This is a genomic window from Pseudomonas sp. Soil_N_39, from assembly GCF_057655955.1.
This window is the reverse complement of record NZ_JBDGLI010000012.1, coordinates 197,503-217,749: the sequence shown is the minus strand read 5'-3', so window position 1 is coordinate 217,749 and position 20,247 is coordinate 197,503. Positions and strand designations below refer to the sequence as shown.

The window sequence follows — 20,247 nt, the reverse complement described above, 5'->3', positions numbered from 1 at the left end:
GCCGATGGTAGTGTGGGGTTTCCCCATGTGAGAGTAGGTCATCGTCAAGATTAAATTCCGAAACCCCTATCTGCTGATGCAGGTAGGGGTTTTGTTTTGCCCGCAGGAAAGTTCTTACGACAAGCTCGGACAGCTCCCGGCTGTCACAGCCCCCCGACAGTGCTAAGGTTCTGCCCTAGCTTTTGCATTTTCAAGGATGCCTTTCATGCCGGACGCAACGTCCCTCAGCCCAGCTTTCATGGTGGTTCACGGGAATCGCCTTGATGAACTGCGCAGCCTGGTGATCAGCTTGATGCGGCGCTACCCGCTGGCCCCCCTTGAAAATGAAATCGCGCTGGTACAAAGCAACGGCATTGCCCAATGGCTCAAGCTTGCACTGGCTGAAGACCCGGACGAGGATGACTCCGGCGGCTGCGGTATTGCGGCGGCCATTGATGTGCAACTGCCGGGCAGCTTCATGTGGCAGCTTTATCGAACAGTCCTGGGGCGTGACGAGATTCCGGCCAAGTCCCTGCTGGACAAGGCTCCGCTAACCTGGCGTCTGATGCGCCTGCTACCGCAGTTGATCGAGCAGCCTCATTTCGAACCTCTGCGACGATTCCTTACCCACGACACCGACTTGCGCAAGCGCTATCAGTTGTCCGAGCGCCTCGCCGATCTGTTCGACCAGTACCAGGTGTACCGGGCCGACTGGCTCGAGGATTGGGCTGAAGGTCGACACCAGACACGAAATGTCCGAGGCGAAATCATGCCGCTCGCGCCGGCGAATTGCTGGCAGGCGGAACTGTGGCGCGCCTTGCTGCTGGATGTGGGGGAACAAGGCATGGCGCAAAGCCGTGCCGGCGTACACCAGCGCTACATCGAACGTATCAACAACTTGGACGTGGCTCCGAAAGGTTTGCCGGCGCGGGTCATCGTGTTCGGTATTTCTTCGTTGCCTGCCCAAGTCCTCGAGGCGCTCGCCGGTCTTTCCCGGTTCAGCCAGGTGCTGCTATGCGTGCATAACCCATGTCGCCATCATTGGGCGGACATCGTGGCCGACAAGGACTTGCTGCGTCACCAATACAAGCGCCAAGCACGCAAGACCGGCATGCCCGCGGTCCTTGATCCGCAAACCCTGCATCAACATGCCCATCCGTTATTGGCCGCTTGGGGTAAGCAGGGGCGCGACTATATCAACCTGCTCGATAGCTACGATGACCCCAATAGCTACCGTGCGGTATTTCGCGATGGGCGAATCGACCTGTTCACGGATGGGACCCCCACGACCCTTCTCAGTCAATTGCAGGACGACATCCTCGAGCTGCGTCCCCTGAACGAAACCCGGGAACACTGGCCTGCCGTCGATACGGAGCGAGACGGCTCGATCCGCTTTCATGTGGCCCACGGTGCCCAGCGTGAAGTGGAAATTCTCCATGACCAGTTGCTGGCCCACTTCAGTGCGGATCGGACCCTGCGCCCACGGGATATCATCGTCATGGTCCCGGACATCGACAGTTATGCGCCGCACATTCGCGCGGTGTTCGGCCAGCTCGACAGGAGCGATCCTCGTTTCATACCATTCACGCTGACCGACCAGGGCCAGCGTGGACGTGATCCGCTGCTGATCGCCGTCGAGCACCTGCTCAAGCTGCCGGACAGTCGTTTCCCGGTCAGCGAAATCCTCGATCTGCTGGATGTCCCGGCGTTGCGCGAACGGTTTGGCATCGACGAGGCCGACCTGCCGACCCTGCACCGTTGGATCGAAGGGGCAGGCATTCGCTGGGGGATGAGCGCCGAGCACCGTGCCGGGTTGGGCTTGCCCGCGGAGCTTGAGCAGAACAGCTGGCGTTTCGGCTTGCGTCGCATGTTGCTGGGGTACGCCGTTGGCAGTTCGCAGGCCTATGATGGCATCGAGCCCTATGACGAGATCGGTGGCCTGGATGCGGCATTGATCGGTCCGCTGGTTGCGTTGCTGGATGCCCTGGAGGTCGCTCATCAGGAACTCACCCGGCCAGCATCGCCACAGCAATGGGGGGCGCGCCTGCACGACTTGATGCAGCTGTTTTTCCAGGCGAGCAACGAGCATGACGACTATTTGCTGGCCCAACTCGAAGACTTGCGTGAAACCTGGCTGGAAACCTGTGAATCGGTGGGGCTGCACGACGAATTGCCGCTGACGGTGGTGCGTGAAGCGTGGCTGGCTGGGCTGGATCAGGGGCGACTGTCCCAACGCTTCCTGGCCGGAGCCGTCAACTTCTGTACCTTGATGCCAATGCGCGCGATCCCTTTCAAGCTGGTGTGCCTGCTGGGGATGAATGACGGTGATTACCCGCGTGCCCAGCCACCCTTGGATTTCGATCTGATGGGCGGTGATTATCGCCCGGGCGATCGTTCCCGTCGTGAGGATGACCGTTACCTGTTGTTGGAAGCGCTGCTGTCGGCCCGGGAAAAGCTGTACATCAGTTGGGTAGGGCGCAGCATCCGCGACAACAGCGAGCGACCGGCATCGGTGTTGATCGGCCAATTGCGTGATCACCTCGCCAATGGCTGGCGGTTGGCCGATGACAGCAAGCCTCTTCTCGATGCCCTGACCAAGGAGCATCCGCTGCAACCGTTCAGTGCGCGTTATTTCCATCAAGGTGACGAGCTGTTCAGTTACGCCAGCGAATGGCGAATGCTCCACGACACCTCCGATCACACCGACAAAACCCAGGTGCTGGCACCTTACGTCCAGGAAGAACCCTTGGGCCTTGGTCAGTTGCAGGACTTCCTGCGCAACCCCGTCCGCCATTTCTTCAGCCAGCGCCTGAAAGTGTTCTTCGAAGCCATCGAAGCGCCTCTGGCCGATGACGAACCTTTCGTGCTCGACGCGTTGCAACGCTACACCCTGAGTGACAGCCTGCTCGAGGCCGCGTTGATACGCTTGGACCAACCGGATCTGGCCCTGGCCGCCCACGCCCAGAGACTTCAGAACAGCGGCCTGTTACCGATGGCCGGGTTCGGTGAGTGCATGCAGCGTGAATTGATCGAACCCTTGCCGGATCTGCTCCAGCGCTACCAACAGCTTCTGGCGTTATGGCCCACACCGCTGACCAGTGCTGTGCCCGTCAGCCTGCGCTTGCAGGGTGTGAGTGTCGAAGGGTGGCTCAGTGGCCTGCACCAGCGCTCTGACGGTGCGGTCCTCGCCATCACGGCCATCCCCAACAGCATCGGCTCTTCCAAGACCCGCAAGTGGCATCGTCTGATACGACCCTGGGTCAACCATCTCGTGGCTTGCGCTAACGGCTTGTCGTTGACGACGGCGCTGGTGGCCAGTGATGACAGCTTGCTGCTGGCCCCTTTTGAGGAGCCTGTGGCGCAACGGTTGCTGGGCGACATGTTGCTGGCCTGGCAGACCGGTATGCGCCAGCCGCTGCCGATCGCGGTGAAGACGGCTTTCGCCTGGCTCGGTCAGACCGAGCCGATCAAGGCCGAAGCTGCAGCTCGCAAAGCTTATGAGGGCGATGGGCAGACGTTCGAAGGCGAGCGGCGGGAAAACCCGGCCTTGGCTCGACAGTTTCCTGATTTCGGGACCTTGATGGCTGACGAAACATTCCCCGATTGGTGCGATGCGCTTTACCGACCATTGCTCGAAGCACCATGGCGGTCCTTGGTCAGCGAGGAGGCCCGTTCATGAGTCGGCAGGCACCATTGGCCCTGGCGTTTCCGCTACGGGGCAGTCAACTGATCGAGGCCAGCGCAGGTACCGGCAAGACCTTCACTATTTCCGCGCTGTACCTGCGCCTGGTGCTGGGGCACGGTGGTTCGGCGTCCGGTTTTGGCCGCGAGCTGCTTCCGCCGCAAATCCTGGTGGTGACCTTTACGGACGCTGCCACCAAAGAGTTGCGTGAGCGAATTCGCACACGTCTGGCCGAAGCCGCACGTTTCTTTCGCGACGAGATTCCAGCCCCGGATTCACTGATCGCTGCATTGCGCGATGAGTTCAGTGCTGAGCAATGGCCAGGCTGCGCGAACCGGCTGGACATCGCCGCGCAGTGGATGGACGAAGCGGCCGTCTCGACCATCCATAGTTGGTGCCAGCGCATGTTGCGTGAGCATGCCTTCGACAGTGGCAGCCTGTTTACCCAGACCCTGGAAACCGATCACAGCGAATTGCTGGGCGAGGTCTTGCGCGATTACTGGCGGCTGTTCTGCTATTCGATGCAAGGCGAGGCGCTGAATTGGGTGCGTACCCATTGGGGAGGGCCTGCTGCGCTGTTGCCACGGGTCAGAGGTTTGTTTTCCAGCGAGCGTGGCGACGATGACGGACTTGAGCCTGCCGAACTCATCGCCGCCTCCCTGCAGGAGCGCAGTGCCGCCTTGCTCGATCTCAAGGCGCCGTGGCGACAATGGGCCGTGGAACTGCTGGAGATCTGCCAGCAAGGCGTCGCCAGCAAGTCTGTCGACGGGCGCAAGATGCAGGCGCGTTACTTCGAACCGTGGTTTCAGAAAATCACCGCTTGGGTCGATGATGAAAGCCACGAGTTGCTGGACATCGGCACCGGGTTCACGCGGCTGACACCCGAGGGCATGGCCGAAGCCTGGAAAGGCGAAGTGCCCAACCATCCCGGGCTGGAGGCCATGGCCGGTCTCAAGGCCAGCCTGGATGCGTTGCCCACGCCAGATGCCGCTGTGTTGCAGCATGCCGCGCAGTGGGTTGGGGCGCGTTTCGAGGCAGAGAAGCGTCGCCGCGCCGAGATGGGCTTCGACGACATGCTGCTGCGTCTCGACGCGGCGCTGCAGGCCGACGGGGGCGAGCGTCTGGCGAGCCTGATCCGCGAGCAGTTTCCGGTGGCGCTGATCGATGAGTTCCAGGACACTGACCCGGTTCAGTACCGGATCTTCGAAAGCATCTATCGTATTGAAGACAATGACCCAGAGACCGGACTTTTCCTGATCGGCGATCCGAAGCAGGCGATCTATGCTTTTCGCGGTGCCGACATCTACACCTACCTGCGTGCTCGCGAGGCCACGGCCGGCAGGTTGCATACGCTGGGCACGAATTTCCGTTCCAGCCATGCCATGGTGGGTGCGGTAAACCATATTTTCCAGAAGGCCGAGTCCCGTCTGAAGGGGCGCGGGGCCTTTCTGTTTCGTGAACCCTCGGGCAAAAATTCGGTGCCTTTCCTGTCCGTTGATTCCCAGGGACGCAAGGAGTCCTTGCAGGTGGCAGGACAGGCCGTTGCGGCGTTGAACCTCTGGCACCTGGCGTCGGACCAGCCGCTTTCCGGTGCGCTGTATCGGCAATCCATGGCGGCTGCCTGCGCCAGTGAGATTACGGCATTGCTCAATGGCGGCCAGTCGGGACGCGACGGCTTCACGGTCGATGGCGAAACGCTGCGCGAGTTGCGTCCGGCGGATATCGCCATCCTGGTGCGCGACGGTAAAGAAGCGCAGGCCGTGCGAGACGAGTTGTCTGCGCGGGGCGTGCGCAGTGTCTACCTGTCCGACAAGGATTCGGTCTTCGCATCGCAAGAGGCGCGGGATTTGCTGACCTGGCTCAGGGCCTGCGCCGAGCCGGATGTGGAGCGGCCGCTACGGGCAGCGCTGGCCAGCATCACGTTGAACCTGCCGCTGACGGAGCTGGAGCGTCTCAATCAGGATGAGCTGGCCTGGGAAGCCCGGGTCATGCAGTTCCGCGGTTATCGTACGGTCTGGCGCAGCCAGGGCGTGCTGCCGATGTTGCGACGCCTGCTGCATGATTTCGAGTTGCCCCAGGCCCTGATGGCGCGCAGCGATGGCGAGCGGGTGCTGACCAATTTGCTGCACCTTTGCGAACTGTTGCAGCAGGCCGCCGGTGAACTGGATGGCGAACAAGCCTTGATCCGACATTTGTCCGAGCACCTGGCCTTGTCCGGGCAGGCGGGGGAAGAGCAGATCCTGCGCCTGGAAAGCGATGAGCAGTTGGTTAAGGTGGTCACGATCCACAAGTCCAAGGGGCTTGAATATCCGTTGGTCTTCCTGCCCTTCATCTGTTCGACGAAACCGGTGGATGGCAGTCGATTGCCGTTGCATTACCACGATGAGGCCAACAAGGCGCAGATCAGCCTCAAGCCCACCGCTGAACTGATCGCCAAGGCCGATGACGAGCGTCTGGCCGAGGATCTGCGGCTGCTCTACGTAGCACTGACCCGTGCACAACATGCCTGCTGGCTGGGTGTCGCGGATCTTAAGCGGGGCAACAACAACAGCTCGATCCTGCATCTGTCCGCGCTGGGTTATCTGTTGGGCGGCGGTGCGCCGCTGACCGATTCGGTGGAGCTGAGGCGCTGGCTGGAAGACCTGCAACAAGGCAGCGTCGCGGTGAGTTGCCAGCCAGTGCCCGAAGCCACCGACGAGCGCTATCGGCCGCCGCGTAACGACGCCGTGTTGCTCGAGCCTTTGGTGCCCTTGCGCAAAGCCAGCGAAAATTGGTGGATCGCGTCCTACAGTGCCTTGCGCATCGGCGAGAGCCTGAGCGAAGGCAGCGATGCCGCGCCAGAGAATCCGCAAGCGCAGAAACTGTTCGACGATGAGCGACTGGACCCGGACGCGCCCAGGGAGACCATCGCCGTTAGTGGCGATATCCACCGATTTCCCCGTGGCCCCGGCCCCGGCACTTTCCTTCATGGCCTCTTGGAGTGGGTCGCTGGGGAAGGTTTTTCATCTTCGCCGGCGGATATCGAGGATGCCATTGCCCGGCGCTGTAATCGTCGAGGCTGGAAAGGCTGGATCACCACGTTGAGCGACTGGCTGCAGCACTTGATCAAAATGCCCATGCACGTCGGCAACGACCAGGCGCCGGTGGTGCTTGAACACCTGACCCGGTTCCAGGTGGAGATGGAGTTCTGGTTCGCCAGCCACAAGGTCGATGTGCAAAAGCTTGACCAACTGGTTTGCCGGTTCACCCATGGCGGTGTGGCCCGCGTCGCTGCGGAGCCGGTACTGCTCAACGGCATGTTCAAGGGCTTCATCGATTTGACGTTCGAGCACGACGGTCGGTATTACGTGGCCGATTACAAATCCAATTGGCTGGGTGTCGATGACATGGCCTACACCGTACAGGCCATGGAACAGTCGATCCTGGACCATCGCTACGACCTGCAATACGTGCTGTACCTGCTGGCCCTGCATCGCCAGCTCAAGGCGCGGCTCCCCGATTACGACTACGACCGGCATGTTGGCGGCGCGCTCTACCTGTTTCTCCGTGGCACCCGCTCAACCAGCCAGGGCGTGTATTTCACCAAGCCGCCACGGGCCTTGATCGAACAACTCGATCGGCTATTCCAAGGCGCGCCCGAACCCAAGGCCGAGCCGGCGTGGGTACAGGGAGAATTGCTATGAGTCGTTCTTTTGCCGACCTGCTGCCCAAGGCGTCCGACGACGAGAGTCCGGTTGACCTGGCCCCCTTGAGCCGTGCCCAGGACCTGCTGTTGTTACTGACGCGCTGGGTCGAGCGTGGCTGGCTGCGTGCTTTGGACAAAGCCTTCGTGGCGTTCCTCCATGAACTGGCGCCGGACGATGATCCCCTGGTCCTGCTCGCCGCCGCGCTGACCAGTCATCAATTGGGCCACGGGCATGTTTGCCTGGATGTGTTCGAAACCCTCAAGGAGCCGGACTTCGCCCTGTCGCTGCCTCCCGAGGGCGACCTGCAGCCAGGCGCGATGCTGTTGCCCTCGCAAATATTGCAGACACTGGACGGCGTCCATTGGTGCAAGGCCCTGGCGTCCAGCCGGTTGGTGGCCCTGGCTGCGGATGGGAGCGAAGAGGCGCAGCAACGTCCGTTGGTGCTGTCCGGCAAGCGTCTTTATCTGCGCCGCTACTGGGGTTATGAACGACGGATCGACGAGGCGTTGCGCCAACGACTGATTGACCATGAAGCGGCGCCTGGCGACCTGCGCGAGCGTTTGGACGGGCTGTTCGGGCCGGCCAATGCCAACGGCCCGATCGATTGGCAGAAGCTGGCCTGCGCGCTGGCGACCCGCGGGGCCTTCAGCATCGTGACTGGCGGCCCGGGTACCGGCAAGACCACCACTGTCGTGCGCCTGCTGGCGCTGTTGCAGGCACCGGCCGTCGAGACTGGGAAGCCGCTGCGAATTCGCCTGGCTGCGCCCACGGGCAAGGCGGCCGCGCGCCTGACCGAGTCCATCAGCCAGCAAGTCCGGACCCTGGATGTGGATGAGGCTGTGCGCGAACGTATTCCCTGCGACGTCACGACAGTCCATCGTTTGCTCGGCAGCCGTCCGGGCACTCGGCATTTTCGCCACCACGGCGGCAATCGCTTGCCACTGGACGTGTTGGTGGTCGATGAGGCGTCGATGATCGACCTGGAGATGATGGCTAATCTGCTGGATGCGCTGCCGGCCCATGCGCGGTTGGTGTTGCTGGGGGACAAGGACCAGTTGGCTTCTGTAGAGGCCGGTGCGGTGCTGGGGGACTTGTGTCGAGACGCCGAGGACGGTTGGTACAGCCCCCGGACGCGAGCCTGGCTTGAGTCGGTCAGCGGTGAAAACCTGGCGGCCAGTGACTTGCAGCAAGACCTCGACGGCACTCATCCCTTGGCGCAGCAAGTGGTCATGCTCAGGCATTCCCGGCGCTTCGGCGAAGGCAGCGGGATCGGTCAGTTGGCTCGCTGGGTCAACCAACAACAGCCTGAAAAAGCCCGACAGTTGTTGGAGGAAGGGCAGTATGCCGATCTGTCCTATCTGAAATTAACGAGTGAACACGATACGAAGCTGGAAAAACTGTTGCTCGACGGCAAGCCAGAAGGGCCCCAGGGATATCGGCATTACCTGAGCCTGCTGCGGCAGCGCCGCCCGGCCATTTCTCGTCCGCTGGAGGACAGTTGCTGGGCCGATTGGGCCCGGGAAGTCCTGGCGGCTTTCGACGAATTCCAATTGCTTTGTGCGGTGCGTAAAGGCCCGTGGGGCGTCGAAGGGCTGAACCAGCGAATCACCGCTGCGCTGCTCAAGGCCCGTCTTATCGATAGCGATCACCAGTGGTACGAAGGCCGCCCGGTGCTGATGACCCGCAACGACTATGGGCTGGGGTTGATGAACGGCGACATCGGCATCGCCCTCAAGCTGCCCGAGCGTGACGGCCCCGATGCCGGCAAACAGGTCCTGCGGGTCGCCTTCCCGCGCAATGACGGCCAGGGCGGTGTGCGCTTCGTCCTGCCCAGCCGCCTGAATGACGTGGAAACCGTGTATGCCATGACGGTGCACAAATCCCAGGGCTCGGAATTCACCCATACCGCGTTGATCCTTCCGGATGCGCTCAACCCGGTCTTGACCAAGGAACTGGTGTACACCGCCATTACCCGGGGCAAGCAATGGTTCAGCCTGATCGAACCGCGAGGGGGCATCTTCGAGGAAGCGGTCCGGCGCAAGGTCAAGCGCTTGAGCGGGTTGATGCTGGCGTTGGAACAGGCTGACTGAATCATCAGCTTTTAAGGATTCATGCCCCCGTGGCAATTTTGCCTGTTTGGCTCCAAAGTCTACGTAACACGCTGTCTCGCTGGCTTTTTGGCACTGTGCTATCGTTCCGGCACTTATCGTCTGGACAAGAGACTATCCATGAACGTGCCTGTAGGGGAGGCAGTGCGCAGCAAGGGCTGGGGGCGTGTTCTGCTTGCCGGCCTTTTGTGTCTGCTGCCGCCTGTCACGGTGGCCGAGGAGCTAGCCGCCACGACTCAGGCCGAGCAGCGGGCAGAAGCGGTGACCCAGGTGGTATTGGGCATTCTCAGCTACGCCCGCTGGCCCGTGGAGCCCACCCAACTGCAACTGTGCATCGTCGGGCCGACTCAATACACCGACGATCTGGTCAAGGGTACCATCCAGGCCACGGGGCGGTCGGTGACGGTGCAGCGGCTGTTGGCCGATCATCCTGGTATCGCCACTGACTGCAACGCGGTCTACGTCGGCCGGCTGACCAACGATGAGCACACCCGTCTGTTTGCATCCTTGATCGGCAAGCCGGTGCTGAGCATCAGCGAAGGTGGCGACCAGTGCACCGTGGGGAGCCTGTTCTGCCTGCGGGTCGGCGATGAACAAGTGTCTTTCGAGGTCAACCTCGATTCGGTGGCGCGCAGTGGTGTGCGCATCCATCCCAGTGTGCTGCAGCTTTCCCGTCGCAGGCCGGCGACGCCATGAAGCAGAGCAAACCAAGGGTCCGTCCCACCCTGGGCTCGGTCATCGGTCGTGGTCATCTGATCGTCGCGTTGGTGGCCATCACCATGGCCAGTGTTTCCCTGACCTTGCTTGGCCTGCTGGCGTTGCGGGTCTACGCCGATCACAACCTGCACCTGATCGCTCGCTCGATCAACTACACCGTGGAAGCCGCCGTGGTCTTCGATGACTCGGCGGCGGCCACCGAAGCCCTGGCCTTGATCGCCTCCACCGAGGAGGTCGCCGATGCTCAGGTGTTCAATGAACATGGCCGTCTGCTGGCGCGCTGGCAGCGACCGCAAACCGGCCTGTTGTCGGAGCTGGAAGTGCACATTGCCAAGGCCTTCCTGGAAAAGCCCATCAGCCTGCCGATCGTTCATCAAGGGCAGAACATCGGCCGTATCGTGTTGGCGGGGCATGGCGGGAGCCTGTTGCGCTTTTTGCTCAGCGGCCTGGCGGGGATCATTCTGTGCACGGCGGTGAGTGCCTGGGTGGCGCTTTATCTGGCGCGGCGCCAGTTGCGGGCGATCACCGGACCGCTGCGCAGCCTGGCCGAGGTGGCCCACGCGGCCCGCAGCGAACGCGCCCTGGACCGACGCGTGCCGCCGGCCGCCATTGCTGAACTGGATAATTTGGCCAATGACTTCAACGCACTGCTCGATGAACTGGAGTCCTGGCAGACCCACCTGCAAAGCGAAAACGAAACCCTGGCCCACCAGGCCAGCCACGACAGCTTGACCGGCTTGCCGAACCGGGCGTTTTTCGAAGGCCGGCTGATTCGCGCCTTGCGCAATGCCAGCAAGCTCAATGAGCAAGTGGCCGTGTTGTACTTGGACAGCGACCGGTTCAAGGGTATCAATGACAACTTTGGCCATGCCGCTGGCGACGCGGTGCTGACGGCCGTGGCGACCCGGGTCCGGGCCCAGTTGCGCGAGGACGATTTGGTCGCGCGCTTGGGGGGCGACGAATTCGCCGTGCTGCTGGCGCCCCTGCACAAGGCCGAGGATGCCGAGCGGATCGCGGAAAAAATCATCGCCAGCATGGAAATGCCGATTCAATTGCCCGGCAACGCCTCCGTGTTGACCTCCCTCAGTATCGGCATTGCCGTCTACCCGGAGCATGGCGCCACACCCGGCACCCTGCTCCACGCCGCCGATGCGGCAATGTACCAAGCCAAACGCCTCGCCCGAGGCGGTCAACACACGGCGGGGTCGGATCACTCCGTCGCGGATCTTCAAACCAGGAGCTGACTTGTGCGTTTATATCCTCAAACTTCACTGCAACGGTTCATCGCGTTTTTGTTCATGGCTGCCCTGACCCTTACCGGTTGCCAGACCGCGCCGCAAAAAGGGCTTAGTCCTGCACAAATTGCCGTGCTCAAGGAGCAAGGCTTCAAATTGACTGACGAAGGTTGGGCTTTTGGTTTATCAGGCAAGGTACTGTTCGGCAGCGACGTGGAAAGCCTTAACCCAGCCAGCACCGAGATCGTCGAGCGAATTGGCAAGGCGCTGCTGGGGGCCGGAATCGAGCGGGTGCGGATCGACGGGCATACCGACGCATCGGGTTCCCAAGCCTATAACGAGCAACTGTCGATACGTCGTGCCCTTAGCGTGAGCAAAGTATTGATAGGCGTAGGCATGCGTGAAGAAAACGTCCAATCGCGCGGTCTCGGTAGCAGCAAGCCGGTCGCCTCCAACGACACGGTCGAGGGCCGCACCGAAAACCGCCGCGTTGCCATCGTGGTCATCGCCGACTAGCCGGCGAACACCATCTCCCGGCTTTCGCCCATCAGCAATGGCTGGTTCTGCTCAGTCACCTCGCGGATGTAATCCCACAACAACGTAATCCGCTTCAGTTTCCTCAAGTCCTCCCGGCAGTACATCCAGAACTGCCGGGTGACGGTGATGTCCTCCGGCAGCACCGGCAACAGCCGTGGGTCCTGGGCGGCGAGGAAGCAGGGCAGGATCGCCAGTGAGCGGCCTTGCTGCGCTGCCACGAATTGCGCGATCACGCTGGTGCTGCGCAGGTGGGCATTGGCGCCCGGCAGGACGTTGGCCAGGTAGAGCAATTCGGAGCTGAACGCCAGGTCATCCACGTAGCTGATGAACGAGTGCTTGCCCAGGTCGGCCGGGCGCTGGATCGGTGGGTGATTGTCCAGGTATTGCTGGGTGGCGTAGAGCTGCAGCCGGTAGTCGCACAATTTGCAGCACACGTAGGGGCCATGTTCAGGGCGTTCGAGGGCGATGACGATGTCGGCCTCGCGCTTGGACAGGCTGATGAAGTGCGGCAGCGGCAGGATGTCCACCGAAATGGCCGGGTAGGTGTCGACGAAGTGGCTCAGTTGCGGGGTGATGAAGAAGCTGCCGAAGCCTTCGGTGCAGCCCATGCGCACGTGGCCGGACAGCGCGACGCCAGAGCCTGAAACCTGTTCGCAGGCCATGTGCAGGGTGCTTTCGATCGATTCGGCGTAACCCAGCAGGCGTTGGCCTTCGGCCGTCAGGACAAAGCCGTTGGTCCGGGATTTCTCGAACAGCAGCGTGCCCAGCGAAGTTTCCAGCGAGCTGATGCGTCGCGACACCGTGGTGTAGTCCACGGCCAGGCGCTTGGCGGCCGTGCTGGCCTTGCGGGTGCGGGCCACTTCGAGGAAAAACTTGAGGTCGTCCCAATTCAGCGACCCCAGGGAGGTGATGTTTTTTTGCATGATGGACCGGCTTTTATGTGCATTCTTATTAGAAGTTTGCACATCTATACTCCAAAAACCGTCTCATCACCAAGCGTGCGTATGCGCCTTGGTCTTTGCTGAACCAGCGCTCTCTATAAGAACAATCCCGGAGGCCAGCATGAACGTTTCCCTTACGCCCAGCGACACCGCCCTGCAAACCGTCAGACTGTTGATCGATGGCGAGTGGGTTGAATCCCAATCCAGCGAATGGCACGACATCGTCAACCCGGCCACCCAGGAGGTGTTGGCGAAGGTTCCGTTCGCCACGGCGTCGGAAGTCGATGCCGCCATCGCCGCTGCCCAGCGTGCTTTCCAGACTTGGAAACTGACGCCCATCGGTGCGCGGATGCGCATCATGCTCAAGCTCCAGGCGTTGATCCGCGAACATTCCAAGCGTATTGCCGCGGTGCTTAGCGCCGAACAGGGCAAGACCATCGCTGACGCCGAGGGCGATATTTTCCGCGGCCTGGAAGTGGTCGAGCACGCCTGTTCCATCGGCACCCTGCAGATGGGCGAGTTCGCCGAGAACGTCGCCGGTGGTGTGGACACCTACACGCTGCGCCAGCCGATCGGGGTGTGCGCGGGCATTACGCCGTTCAACTTCCCAGCGATGATTCCGCTGTGGATGTTCCCGATGGCCATCGCCTGCGGCAACACCTTTGTGCTCAAACCGTCGGAACAGGATCCGCTGTCGACCATGCTGTTGGTGGAGTTGGCGATCGAGGCTGGCGTACCGGCGGGTGTGCTCAACGTGGTGCACGGCGGCAAGGATGTGGTGGATGCGCTCTGCACCCACAAGGACATCAAGGCGGTCTCCTTCGTCGGCTCGACGGCGGTCGGTACCCATGTGTATGACCTGGCGGGTCGCCATGGCAAGCGCGTGCAGTCGATGATGGGCGCCAAGAACCACGCGGTGGTGCTGCCCGATGCCAATCGTGAGCAGACCCTCAACGCCTTGGTCGGTGCCGGTTTCGGCGCGGCGGGCCAGCGTTGCATGGCCACCTCCGTGGTGGTGATGGTGGGCGCGGCCAAACAATGGTTGCCAGAGCTCAAGGCCTTGGCGCAGAAGCTCAAGGTCAACGCCGGCAGCGAGCCGGGCACGGACGTCGGCCCGGTGATTTCCAAGCGGGCCAAGGCACGCATCCTCGAATTGATCGAGAGTGGCGTGAAGGCAGGGGCGAAGCTGGAACTCGATGGCCGAGACATCAGCGTGCCAGGCTTCGAGCAGGGTAACTTCGTCGGCCCGACCCTGTTTTCCGGCGTGACCACCGACATGCGCATCTACACCGAAGAAATCTTCGGCCCGGTGCTAGTGGTGCTGGAGGTCGACACCCTGGATCAAGCGATTGCCCTGGTCAACGCCAACCCATTCGGTAACGGCACCGGCCTGTTCACCCAGAGCGGTGCGGCGGCGCGCAAATTCCAGAGCGAAATCGACGTTGGCCAGGTGGGCATCAATATCCCGATCCCGGTGCCGGTGCCGTTCTTCAGCTTCACCGGTTCCCGCGGTTCGAAACTCGGCGACCTCGGTCCGTACGGCAAACAAGTGGTGCAGTTCTACACTCAGACCAAGACCGTGACCGCGCGCTGGTTCGATGATGACAGCGTCAATGACGGTGTGAACACCACCATCAATTTGCGTTAAGGAGCCGGACATGAACATCGCATTTATCGGCCTGGGCAACATGGGCGCCCCCATGGCGCGCAACCTGCTCAAGGCCGGCCATTCGCTGAACCTGTTCGACTTGAACCAGACGGTGCTGGCCGAGCTGGCGGCATTGGGCGGCACAATCAGTGCTTCGCCTCGCGACGCGGCCCAGGGCGCTGCGCTGGTGATCACCATGCTGCCGGCCGCCGCCCATGTGCGTAGCGTCTGGCTGGGTGAAGACGGTGTGCTGGCCGGCATCGCCGCCGGTACGCCGGCTGTGGATTGCAGCACCATCGATCCACAAACCGCTCGCGACGTGGCGGCTGCCGCTGCGAAACAAGGGGTGGCGATGGCCGATGCGCCCGTTTCGGGTGGCACCGGCGGCGCGGCGGCGGGCACGTTGACCTTCATGGTCGGCGCCACGCCCGAGCTGTTCGCCACCTTGCAACCGGTGTTGGCGCAAATGGGCCGTAACATCGTGCATTGCGGGGAGGTCGGCACCGGGCAGATCGCCAAGATCTGCAACAACCTGCTGCTGGGGATTTCCATGGTGGGCGTCAGCGAGGCCATGGCGCTGGGCGATGCCTTGGGGATCGACACCCAGGTGCTGGCCGGGATCATCAACAGCTCGACGGGCCGTTGCTGGAGTTCGGACACCTACAACCCGTGGCCGGGCGTGATCGAAACGGCGCCGGCGTCCCGTGGCTACACGGGTGGCTTTGGCGCCGACCTGATGCTCAAGGACCTGGGCCTGGCGACCGAAGCCGCGCGGCAAGCCCATCAGCCGGTGGTGCTGGGGGCGGTGGCGCAGCAGTTGTACCAGGCGATGAGCCAGCGGGGCGAGGGCGGCAAGGACTTTTCGGCGATTGTTAACAGCTATCGCAAGCCGCAATAAGAGCGACGATATCGACGAGCTTTTATGGCGAGGGGAATTGTGGGAGCAAGGCTTGCCCGCGATCACAGGCGATGCTGTCTCTGAGGGAACGAGGTGCCTGCATCGCGGGCAAGCCTTGCTCCCACAGATGACTTCCTCGCTACAGAGGTTGTGCAATCCAGGTTGTTTTCCGAGAGACCATGTCGGGTGGTCTCTCGGTTTTTTGTTTCAGGCAAAGACGAAATATTTGCGCACGGTCTCGACCACTTCCCACGTGCCTTTCATGCCTGGCTCGATGACGAAGATATCACCGGCGCGCAGATGGATCGGTTCCATGCCCTCTGGGGTGATGATGCAGTAGCCTTCCTGGAAATGGCAGTACTCCCACTTCACGTATTCCACATACCATTTGCCGGGTGTGCAGATCCAGGTGCCCATGATCTTGCTGCCGTCTTCGCTGGTGTAGGCGTTGAGGTTGACGGTGTGCGGGTCGCCTTCGAGTTTTTCCCATTTGCAGGCATCGAGTACGGGCAGCGGATGGGTGTCGCGCAGGACGGTGATGGGTGCGGTCATGTGAACTCCGAAAGGGGCGGAAGAGAACAGGCACCCTAACCCGTGGCATAGGCGGGTAGATGCCTGTGGTCGACACCGGGCTATCCAGAAGCGCGCATCAATCGGCCAGATGCCGAGCCAGGGCCGTGGCGTAGGCCGGCAAACCGTCGAAGGTGCGGGCGCACAGCAGCAGCGCCCGGTGAGTCCAGGCCTCTTGCAACGGGACGCAGTGATACGAAGTCTCGGGCGGGCGTCGGTCGATGGCCGCCTTCGGCACGATGGCGATGCCTGCGCCATGGGCGACCATGCGAATCATGCCGTCGAAGCCATCGGCGCGAATGCGGATTTGCATGCGTGAGCCGATGTGCAGGGCCTGTTCTTCCAGATGAATCGCCAGGGCGCTGGAAGCGTTCAGACCGACGTAGTCGTGGCTGAGGGTCTCGCTGAAACGCACGGTTCGACCGTCAGCCAGGGGATGTCCGGTCGGTAGGATCAATACCAGCGGATCGTCGCGAAACGGCCAGGCCTGAAGGCCATTGGTGTCCACCGCGTCGGAAACGATCCCCAGGTCCGCCGCGCCCTGGCGCAGCGCATGGGTGATCCGTGAGCTGGGCAATTCCTGCAAGTCGATGTCGAGGTTGGGATGGGCCTTGAGGAAGCCGGCCAGCAGTTCGGGCAGGTATTCGGTCATGGCGCTGGTGTTGCACAACAATCGCACCCGGCCTTTGACGCCCTTGGCGTATTCGGCCAGGTCCTGTTGCAGGCGTTCGGCCTGTTGCAACAGGGTCCGGGCGTGCTCGGCCAGGGCCCTGCCGGGCGGCGTGGGTGATACGCCGCGCCGGCCGCGTTCAAGCAGGTCGATGCCCAGGGAGGCTTCCATGGCCCGGACCCGCGCACTGGCCGCGGCCAGGGACAAATGGCTGCGGGCTGCGCCGGCGGTGATGTTGCCGGTGTCGAGGATGTTCAGGTAGAGGCGCAGGTCGGTGAGGTCGAAGTGCATGGGCGATATGATCCTGTGCCGGGTTCTGTGGTGGCTGATCTGGCGCCTTCGCGAGCAAGCCCGCTCCCACAGGGGGATTGCATTTCAAATGTGGGAGCGGGCTTGCTCGCGAAGGCGGCGGTAGAACCAACAAAATTATTAGCCTCTTGCTACAAGAGAGGCATCCTCAGTATATGGCAGATTTTCAAGCCAAGCCCCGGGGCGCACGATACCCCCATGAACACACTCATCGCTTTCTATCAAAACCTCGGCCTGGTCCTGTCCCTATTGGTCATCGGCACCTTCTTGCTGGCCGGCACCATCAAGGGCGTGATCGGCCTCGGCCTGCCGACCATTTCCATGGGGTTGCTCGGGCTGGCTATGGCGCCGGCGCAGGCTGCGGCGTTGCTCATCATCCCAGCGACCCTGACCAATCTCTGGCAACTGGCGTTCGGCGGCCATCTTCAAGCGCTGATCCGACGCCTGTGGCCGTTGCTGTTGGCGATTTTCATTGGCACCGGGCTCGGTACGCTGTGGCTCGGCATGACGGGCGGGGCTTGGGTGGTGCGGGCCTTGGGCGGAGCGTTGTTGCTGTATGCGCTGAGCGGGCTGTTGCTGCCAACGTTGCGGGTCGGTCCCGATGCCGAGCCGTGGATCGCTCCGCTTTGTGGGCTGTTGACCGGCCTCATCACGTCCGCCACCGGTGTGTTCGTCATTCCGGCGGTGCCCTATTTACAAGCGCTGGGTTTGAGCAAGGATGAACTGGTGCAGGCCCTGGGCCTGTCATTCACCGTTTCTACCCTGGCCCTGGCCGCCGGCCTGTTATGGCGCGGCGAGCTGGGTGGGGGCGAATTGAGCGCTTCGTTGCTGGCGCTGGCACCGGCGCTGCTGGGGATGTGGCTGGGGCAATGGTTGCGCCAGCGGATCAGCGCCGTGTTGTTCAAACGGGTATTTTTCATCGGCCTCGGCATGCTTGGCGGCCATCTGCTGATCAGCGGTTAGCCGAGGACGGGCTAAGCATATCGACGCGGCGGATGTCGAAGTCGCGCTCCAGATAGTCCATGCGTTGCTCGAAGAATTGCCGCATATGCGGCAGATTCGAGTGCACGTCCAGGTGCGCCTGGGAGGCCCAGATCTCATAAAAGATAAACAGCGTTGGATCCTGCTGGTCCCGCAGCATGTGATATTCGATGCAGCCGGGCTCGGCGCGGCTTGGCTCGACGTAGGCGCGGAACAGCGCTTCGAAGGCCTCGGCTTTTTCCGGGCGGGTCTTGGCGTGCAGGATGAAACCGTGCAGTTCGCTCATCGAGATGGCTCCTGAAATAAAAGAGGTGTCGGAGCTTACGGCAATAATCGAGCGTCGATTCGTGCGTTTTGGTCAAAACAATTTTGCCGTTACGGTGCTTATTCCACGCGAGGCTCATCGGTACTCTGCCGCCATCATTTTCAACCTTCCATGCTGCGGTCAGCCAACGGCCCACGCTGTGGAACCCGATGAGGCTCCCCATGAAAAAAGTCCTGTTGCTCAACGGCGGCAAACAATTCGCCCACTCCGACGGCCGCTACAACGCCACCCTCCACGACACGGCGCTCAGCGTGCTGGACCGTGGCGGTTTTGACGTGAAAACCACCTTCATCGACGGCGGCTACGACCTCAAGGAGGAAGTTGCCAAGTTCCTCTGGGCCGATGTGATCATTTACCAGATGCCCGGTTGGTGGATGGGCGCGCCGTGGACCGTGAAGAAATACATCGACGAAGTCTTCACCGAAGGCCACGGCAGCCTCTATGCCAGCGACGGTCGGACCCGTTCCGATGCCTCGCAGAAGTACGGCAGCGGCGGCCTGATCCAGGGCAAGCAATACATGTTGTCCCTGACCTGGAACGCCCCGCAGCAAGCCTTTGACGACCCGACCGACTTCTTCGAAGCCAAGGGCGTGGACGCGGTGTACTTCCCGTTCCACAAGGCCAATCAGTTCCTCGGCATGACCGGTTTGCCGACCTTCCTGTGCGTGGACGTGATGAAGCGCCCGAACATCGAAGAGGATGTGGCGCGGTATGAGCGGCATTTGATCGAGGTGTTCGGCCTGAAGGCGTGACCTGTCTTTTACCTCACATCCCGATACTATCCTGTGGCGGGTGGTAAACCTGTGCTGTGGGAGCAAAGCTTGCTCGCGAAACAGACGCCTCGGTTCCCGAAAGACCGCAGCGTTTTGATCGCGAGCAAGCTTTGCTCCCACTTGGGGGTGGGGATAAATCCCCTCACCACAAGAGTGATCAATCGACAGGGGGATACGTGAAAGCCAGATCCGACGAGTTGCAGATTTTCGTCTGCGTGATCGAGTGCGGATCGATCTCCGCCGCTGCCGAGCAGGTCGGGCAGACGCCGTCGGCGGTCAGTCGCACGTTGTCGCGGCTGGAGGCCAAGCTCGACACCACGCTGATCAACCGCACCACGCGGCGCATGGACCTGACCGAGGAGGGCAAGTATTTCTTCGAACAGGCCAAAGGCATTCTCGACCAGATGGATGAGCTGGAGGAGCGCCTGTCGTCCCGCCAGAAGAATCCCGCAGGACGCTTGCGGATCAACGCGGCCTCGCCGTTCATGCTGCACGCCATCGTCCCGCACATCGAAGAATTTCGCCGGCTTTACCCAGACATCCAGCTCGAACTCAACAGCAACGACCTGATCATCGACTTGCTGGAGCAAAGCACCGACATCGCCATCCGCATCGGCACCCTCAGCGACTCGACGCTTCACGCCCGTTCCCTGGGTTGCAGCCCGTTGCACATCCTGGCCAGCCCGGCCTATTTGAAGCGGCACGGTACACCCGCAAGCGTCGCCGAGCTGGCGGAGCATGCGCTGCTGGGGTTTGCCCAGAACGACGGCCTCAACCAGTGGCCGCTGCGCCACCAACATGGCGACCGCTGGCCGATCCAGCCCGCCATCAGCGCGTCCAGCGGCGAGACCGTGCGTCACTTGGCGCTGCAAGGTCAGGGCATTGCCTGCCTGTCGGATTTCATGACCCGCGAAGACATCCATACCGGTCGACTGAAGGTACTGCTGGCCGACGCCAACAGCGGTTATCGCCAGCCAATCAACGCGGTGTACTACCGCAACTCGCAACTGGCCCTGCGGATCCAGTGCTTCCTGGACTTCATCCAGGGCAAGCTCGCCGACTACGCCTCGCGGGATTTCAAAGGCTGATTCGTGACTTCAAGGCAAGAGTGATTTGGGCAATGTGGACTGTTTCGGCAAGGACCCGTCCTCGATACTCGTCCCATCACTGATGTTGCCAAGGAGTTAT

General features: G+C 61.8%; 15 protein-coding genes. 11 read left to right on the top strand and 4 right to left on the bottom strand.

The window, feature by feature from the left end:
* Positions 1–205: 205 nt before the first annotated feature.
* The 6 genes from recC to yfiB all read left to right on the top strand — a co-directional run bounded on the left by recC (position 206) and on the right by yfiB (position 11,923).
* A complete protein-coding gene (recC, locus tag AC3A5O_RS19130) occupies positions 206–3,658 on the top strand; it encodes an exodeoxyribonuclease V subunit gamma (protein WP_487753562.1) in 3,453 nt (1,150 codons plus the stop codon).
* Positions 3,655–7,344 (top strand): exodeoxyribonuclease V subunit beta, encoded by a 3,690-nt coding sequence (gene recB, locus AC3A5O_RS19125; protein ID WP_487753561.1) that lies wholly within the window; start codon positions 3,655–3,657, stop codon positions 7,342–7,344. The genes recC and recB overlap by 4 nt, the downstream gene beginning before the upstream one ends.
* The gene (recD, locus tag AC3A5O_RS19120; protein ID WP_305469594.1) at positions 7,341–9,437 is read left to right on the top strand and encodes an exodeoxyribonuclease V subunit alpha; all 2,097 of its coding nucleotides are present in this window, start codon (positions 7,341–7,343) and stop codon (positions 9,435–9,437) included. Before recB ends, recD begins: the two co-directional genes overlap by 4 nt.
* A gap of 138 nt (positions 9,438–9,575) precedes the next feature.
* Entirely contained in the window at positions 9,576–10,151 is a 576-nt protein-coding gene (gene yfiR, locus AC3A5O_RS19115) for a regulatory sequestration protein YfiR (RefSeq protein ID WP_305469596.1), read from the top strand.
* Complete coding sequence (gene dgcN, locus AC3A5O_RS19110) at positions 10,148–11,416, top strand: diguanylate cyclase DgcN/YfiN (protein ID WP_305469598.1); 1,269 nt, start codon at positions 10,148–10,150, stop codon at positions 11,414–11,416. The genes yfiR and dgcN overlap by 4 nt, the downstream gene beginning before the upstream one ends.
* A 3-nt stretch (positions 11,417–11,419) precedes the next feature.
* A complete protein-coding gene (yfiB, locus tag AC3A5O_RS19105; protein ID WP_487753560.1) occupies positions 11,420–11,923 on the top strand; it encodes an outer membrane lipoprotein YfiB in 504 nt (167 codons plus the stop codon).
* Here the strand turns inward: yfiB and AC3A5O_RS19100 are convergent.
* A complete protein-coding gene (locus tag AC3A5O_RS19100) occupies positions 11,920–12,867 on the bottom strand; it encodes a LysR family transcriptional regulator (protein ID WP_487753559.1) in 948 nt (315 codons plus the stop codon). The two genes, yfiB and AC3A5O_RS19100, sit on opposite strands and share 4 nt — an antisense overlap.
* A 139-nt stretch (positions 12,868–13,006) precedes the next feature.
* On the opposite strand from AC3A5O_RS19100, the gene AC3A5O_RS19095 reads away from it, so the two are divergent.
* Positions 13,007–14,533: a CoA-acylating methylmalonate-semialdehyde dehydrogenase gene (locus AC3A5O_RS19095; RefSeq protein WP_122564863.1), complete on the top strand. Its 1,527-nt coding sequence runs from the start codon at positions 13,007–13,009 to the stop codon at positions 14,531–14,533.
* A 10-nt stretch (positions 14,534–14,543) separates the two neighbouring features.
* Complete coding sequence (gene mmsB, locus AC3A5O_RS19090) at positions 14,544–15,431, top strand: 3-hydroxyisobutyrate dehydrogenase (protein WP_122564862.1); 888 nt, start codon at positions 14,544–14,546, stop codon at positions 15,429–15,431.
* A gap of 207 nt (positions 15,432–15,638) precedes the next feature.
* Here mmsB and AC3A5O_RS19085 read toward each other — a convergent pair whose 3' ends face one another.
* Both AC3A5O_RS19085 and AC3A5O_RS19080 read right to left on the bottom strand, forming a co-directional pair.
* Positions 15,639–15,983 (bottom strand): cupin domain-containing protein, encoded by a 345-nt coding sequence (locus AC3A5O_RS19085; RefSeq protein WP_024781087.1) that lies wholly within the window; start codon positions 15,981–15,983, stop codon positions 15,639–15,641.
* A 97-nt stretch (positions 15,984–16,080) separates the two neighbouring features.
* Positions 16,081–16,962 (bottom strand): LysR substrate-binding domain-containing protein, encoded by an 882-nt coding sequence (locus AC3A5O_RS19080; RefSeq protein ID WP_305482563.1) that lies wholly within the window; start codon positions 16,960–16,962, stop codon positions 16,081–16,083.
* 216 nt (positions 16,963–17,178) lie between these two features.
* On the opposite strand from AC3A5O_RS19080, the gene AC3A5O_RS19075 reads away from it, so the two are divergent.
* Entirely contained in the window at positions 17,179–17,943 is a 765-nt protein-coding gene (locus AC3A5O_RS19075) for a sulfite exporter TauE/SafE family protein (protein ID WP_305469603.1), read from the top strand.
* On the opposite strand, the gene AC3A5O_RS19070 is transcribed toward AC3A5O_RS19075, so the two are convergent.
* Positions 17,933–18,247, bottom strand: coding sequence for a putative quinol monooxygenase (locus AC3A5O_RS19070; protein WP_122564859.1), 315 nt, complete (start codon positions 18,245–18,247; stop codon positions 17,933–17,935). The two genes, AC3A5O_RS19075 and AC3A5O_RS19070, sit on opposite strands and share 11 nt — an antisense overlap.
* A 200-nt stretch (positions 18,248–18,447) precedes the next feature.
* Between AC3A5O_RS19070 and mdaB the strand changes: the two genes are divergently transcribed.
* Together mdaB and AC3A5O_RS19060 are read left to right on the top strand one after the other, a co-directional pair.
* Positions 18,448–19,038, top strand: a complete 591-nt coding sequence (mdaB, locus tag AC3A5O_RS19065; RefSeq protein WP_122564858.1) for an NADPH:quinone oxidoreductase MdaB — start codon at positions 18,448–18,450, stop codon at positions 19,036–19,038.
* Between the two features lie 197 nt (positions 19,039–19,235).
* Positions 19,236–20,147, top strand: coding sequence for a LysR family transcriptional regulator (locus tag AC3A5O_RS19060; RefSeq protein WP_122564857.1), 912 nt, complete (start codon positions 19,236–19,238; stop codon positions 20,145–20,147).
* The last annotated feature ends 100 nt before the right edge of the window (positions 20,148–20,247 follow it).

Excerpts from the sequence above, each read along its gene's own strand:
- dgcN (WP_305469598.1), top strand. The coding sequence starts at position 10,148 with ATGAAGCAGAGCAAACCAAGGGTCCGTCCCACCCTGGGCTCGGTCATC.
- mdaB (WP_122564858.1), top strand. The coding sequence starts at position 18,448 with ATGAAAAAAGTCCTGTTGCTCAACGGCGGCAAACAATTCGCCCACTCC.
- mmsB (WP_122564862.1), top strand. The coding sequence starts at position 14,544 with ATGAACATCGCATTTATCGGCCTGGGCAACATGGGCGCCCCCATGGCG.
- AC3A5O_RS19100 (WP_487753559.1), bottom strand. The coding sequence starts at position 12,867 with ATGCAAAAAAACATCACCTCCCTGGGGTCGCTGAATTGGGACGACCTC.
- yfiR (WP_305469596.1), top strand. The coding sequence starts at position 9,576 with ATGAACGTGCCTGTAGGGGAGGCAGTGCGCAGCAAGGGCTGGGGGCGT.
- AC3A5O_RS19075 (WP_305469603.1), top strand. The coding sequence starts at position 17,179 with ATGAACACACTCATCGCTTTCTATCAAAACCTCGGCCTGGTCCTGTCC.
- AC3A5O_RS19085 (WP_024781087.1), bottom strand. The coding sequence starts at position 15,983 with ATGACCGCACCCATCACCGTCCTGCGCGACACCCATCCGCTGCCCGTA.
- recD (WP_305469594.1), top strand. The coding sequence starts at position 7,341 with ATGAGTCGTTCTTTTGCCGACCTGCTGCCCAAGGCGTCCGACGACGAG.
- recB (WP_487753561.1), top strand. The coding sequence starts at position 3,655 with ATGAGTCGGCAGGCACCATTGGCCCTGGCGTTTCCGCTACGGGGCAGT.
- recC (WP_487753562.1), top strand. The coding sequence starts at position 206 with ATGCCGGACGCAACGTCCCTCAGCCCAGCTTTCATGGTGGTTCACGGG.
- AC3A5O_RS19095 (WP_122564863.1), top strand. The coding sequence starts at position 13,007 with ATGAACGTTTCCCTTACGCCCAGCGACACCGCCCTGCAAACCGTCAGA.
- AC3A5O_RS19070 (WP_122564859.1), bottom strand. The coding sequence starts at position 18,247 with ATGAGCGAACTGCACGGTTTCATCCTGCACGCCAAGACCCGCCCGGAA.
- AC3A5O_RS19080 (WP_305482563.1), bottom strand. The coding sequence starts at position 16,962 with ATGCACTTCGACCTCACCGACCTGCGCCTCTACCTGAACATCCTCGAC.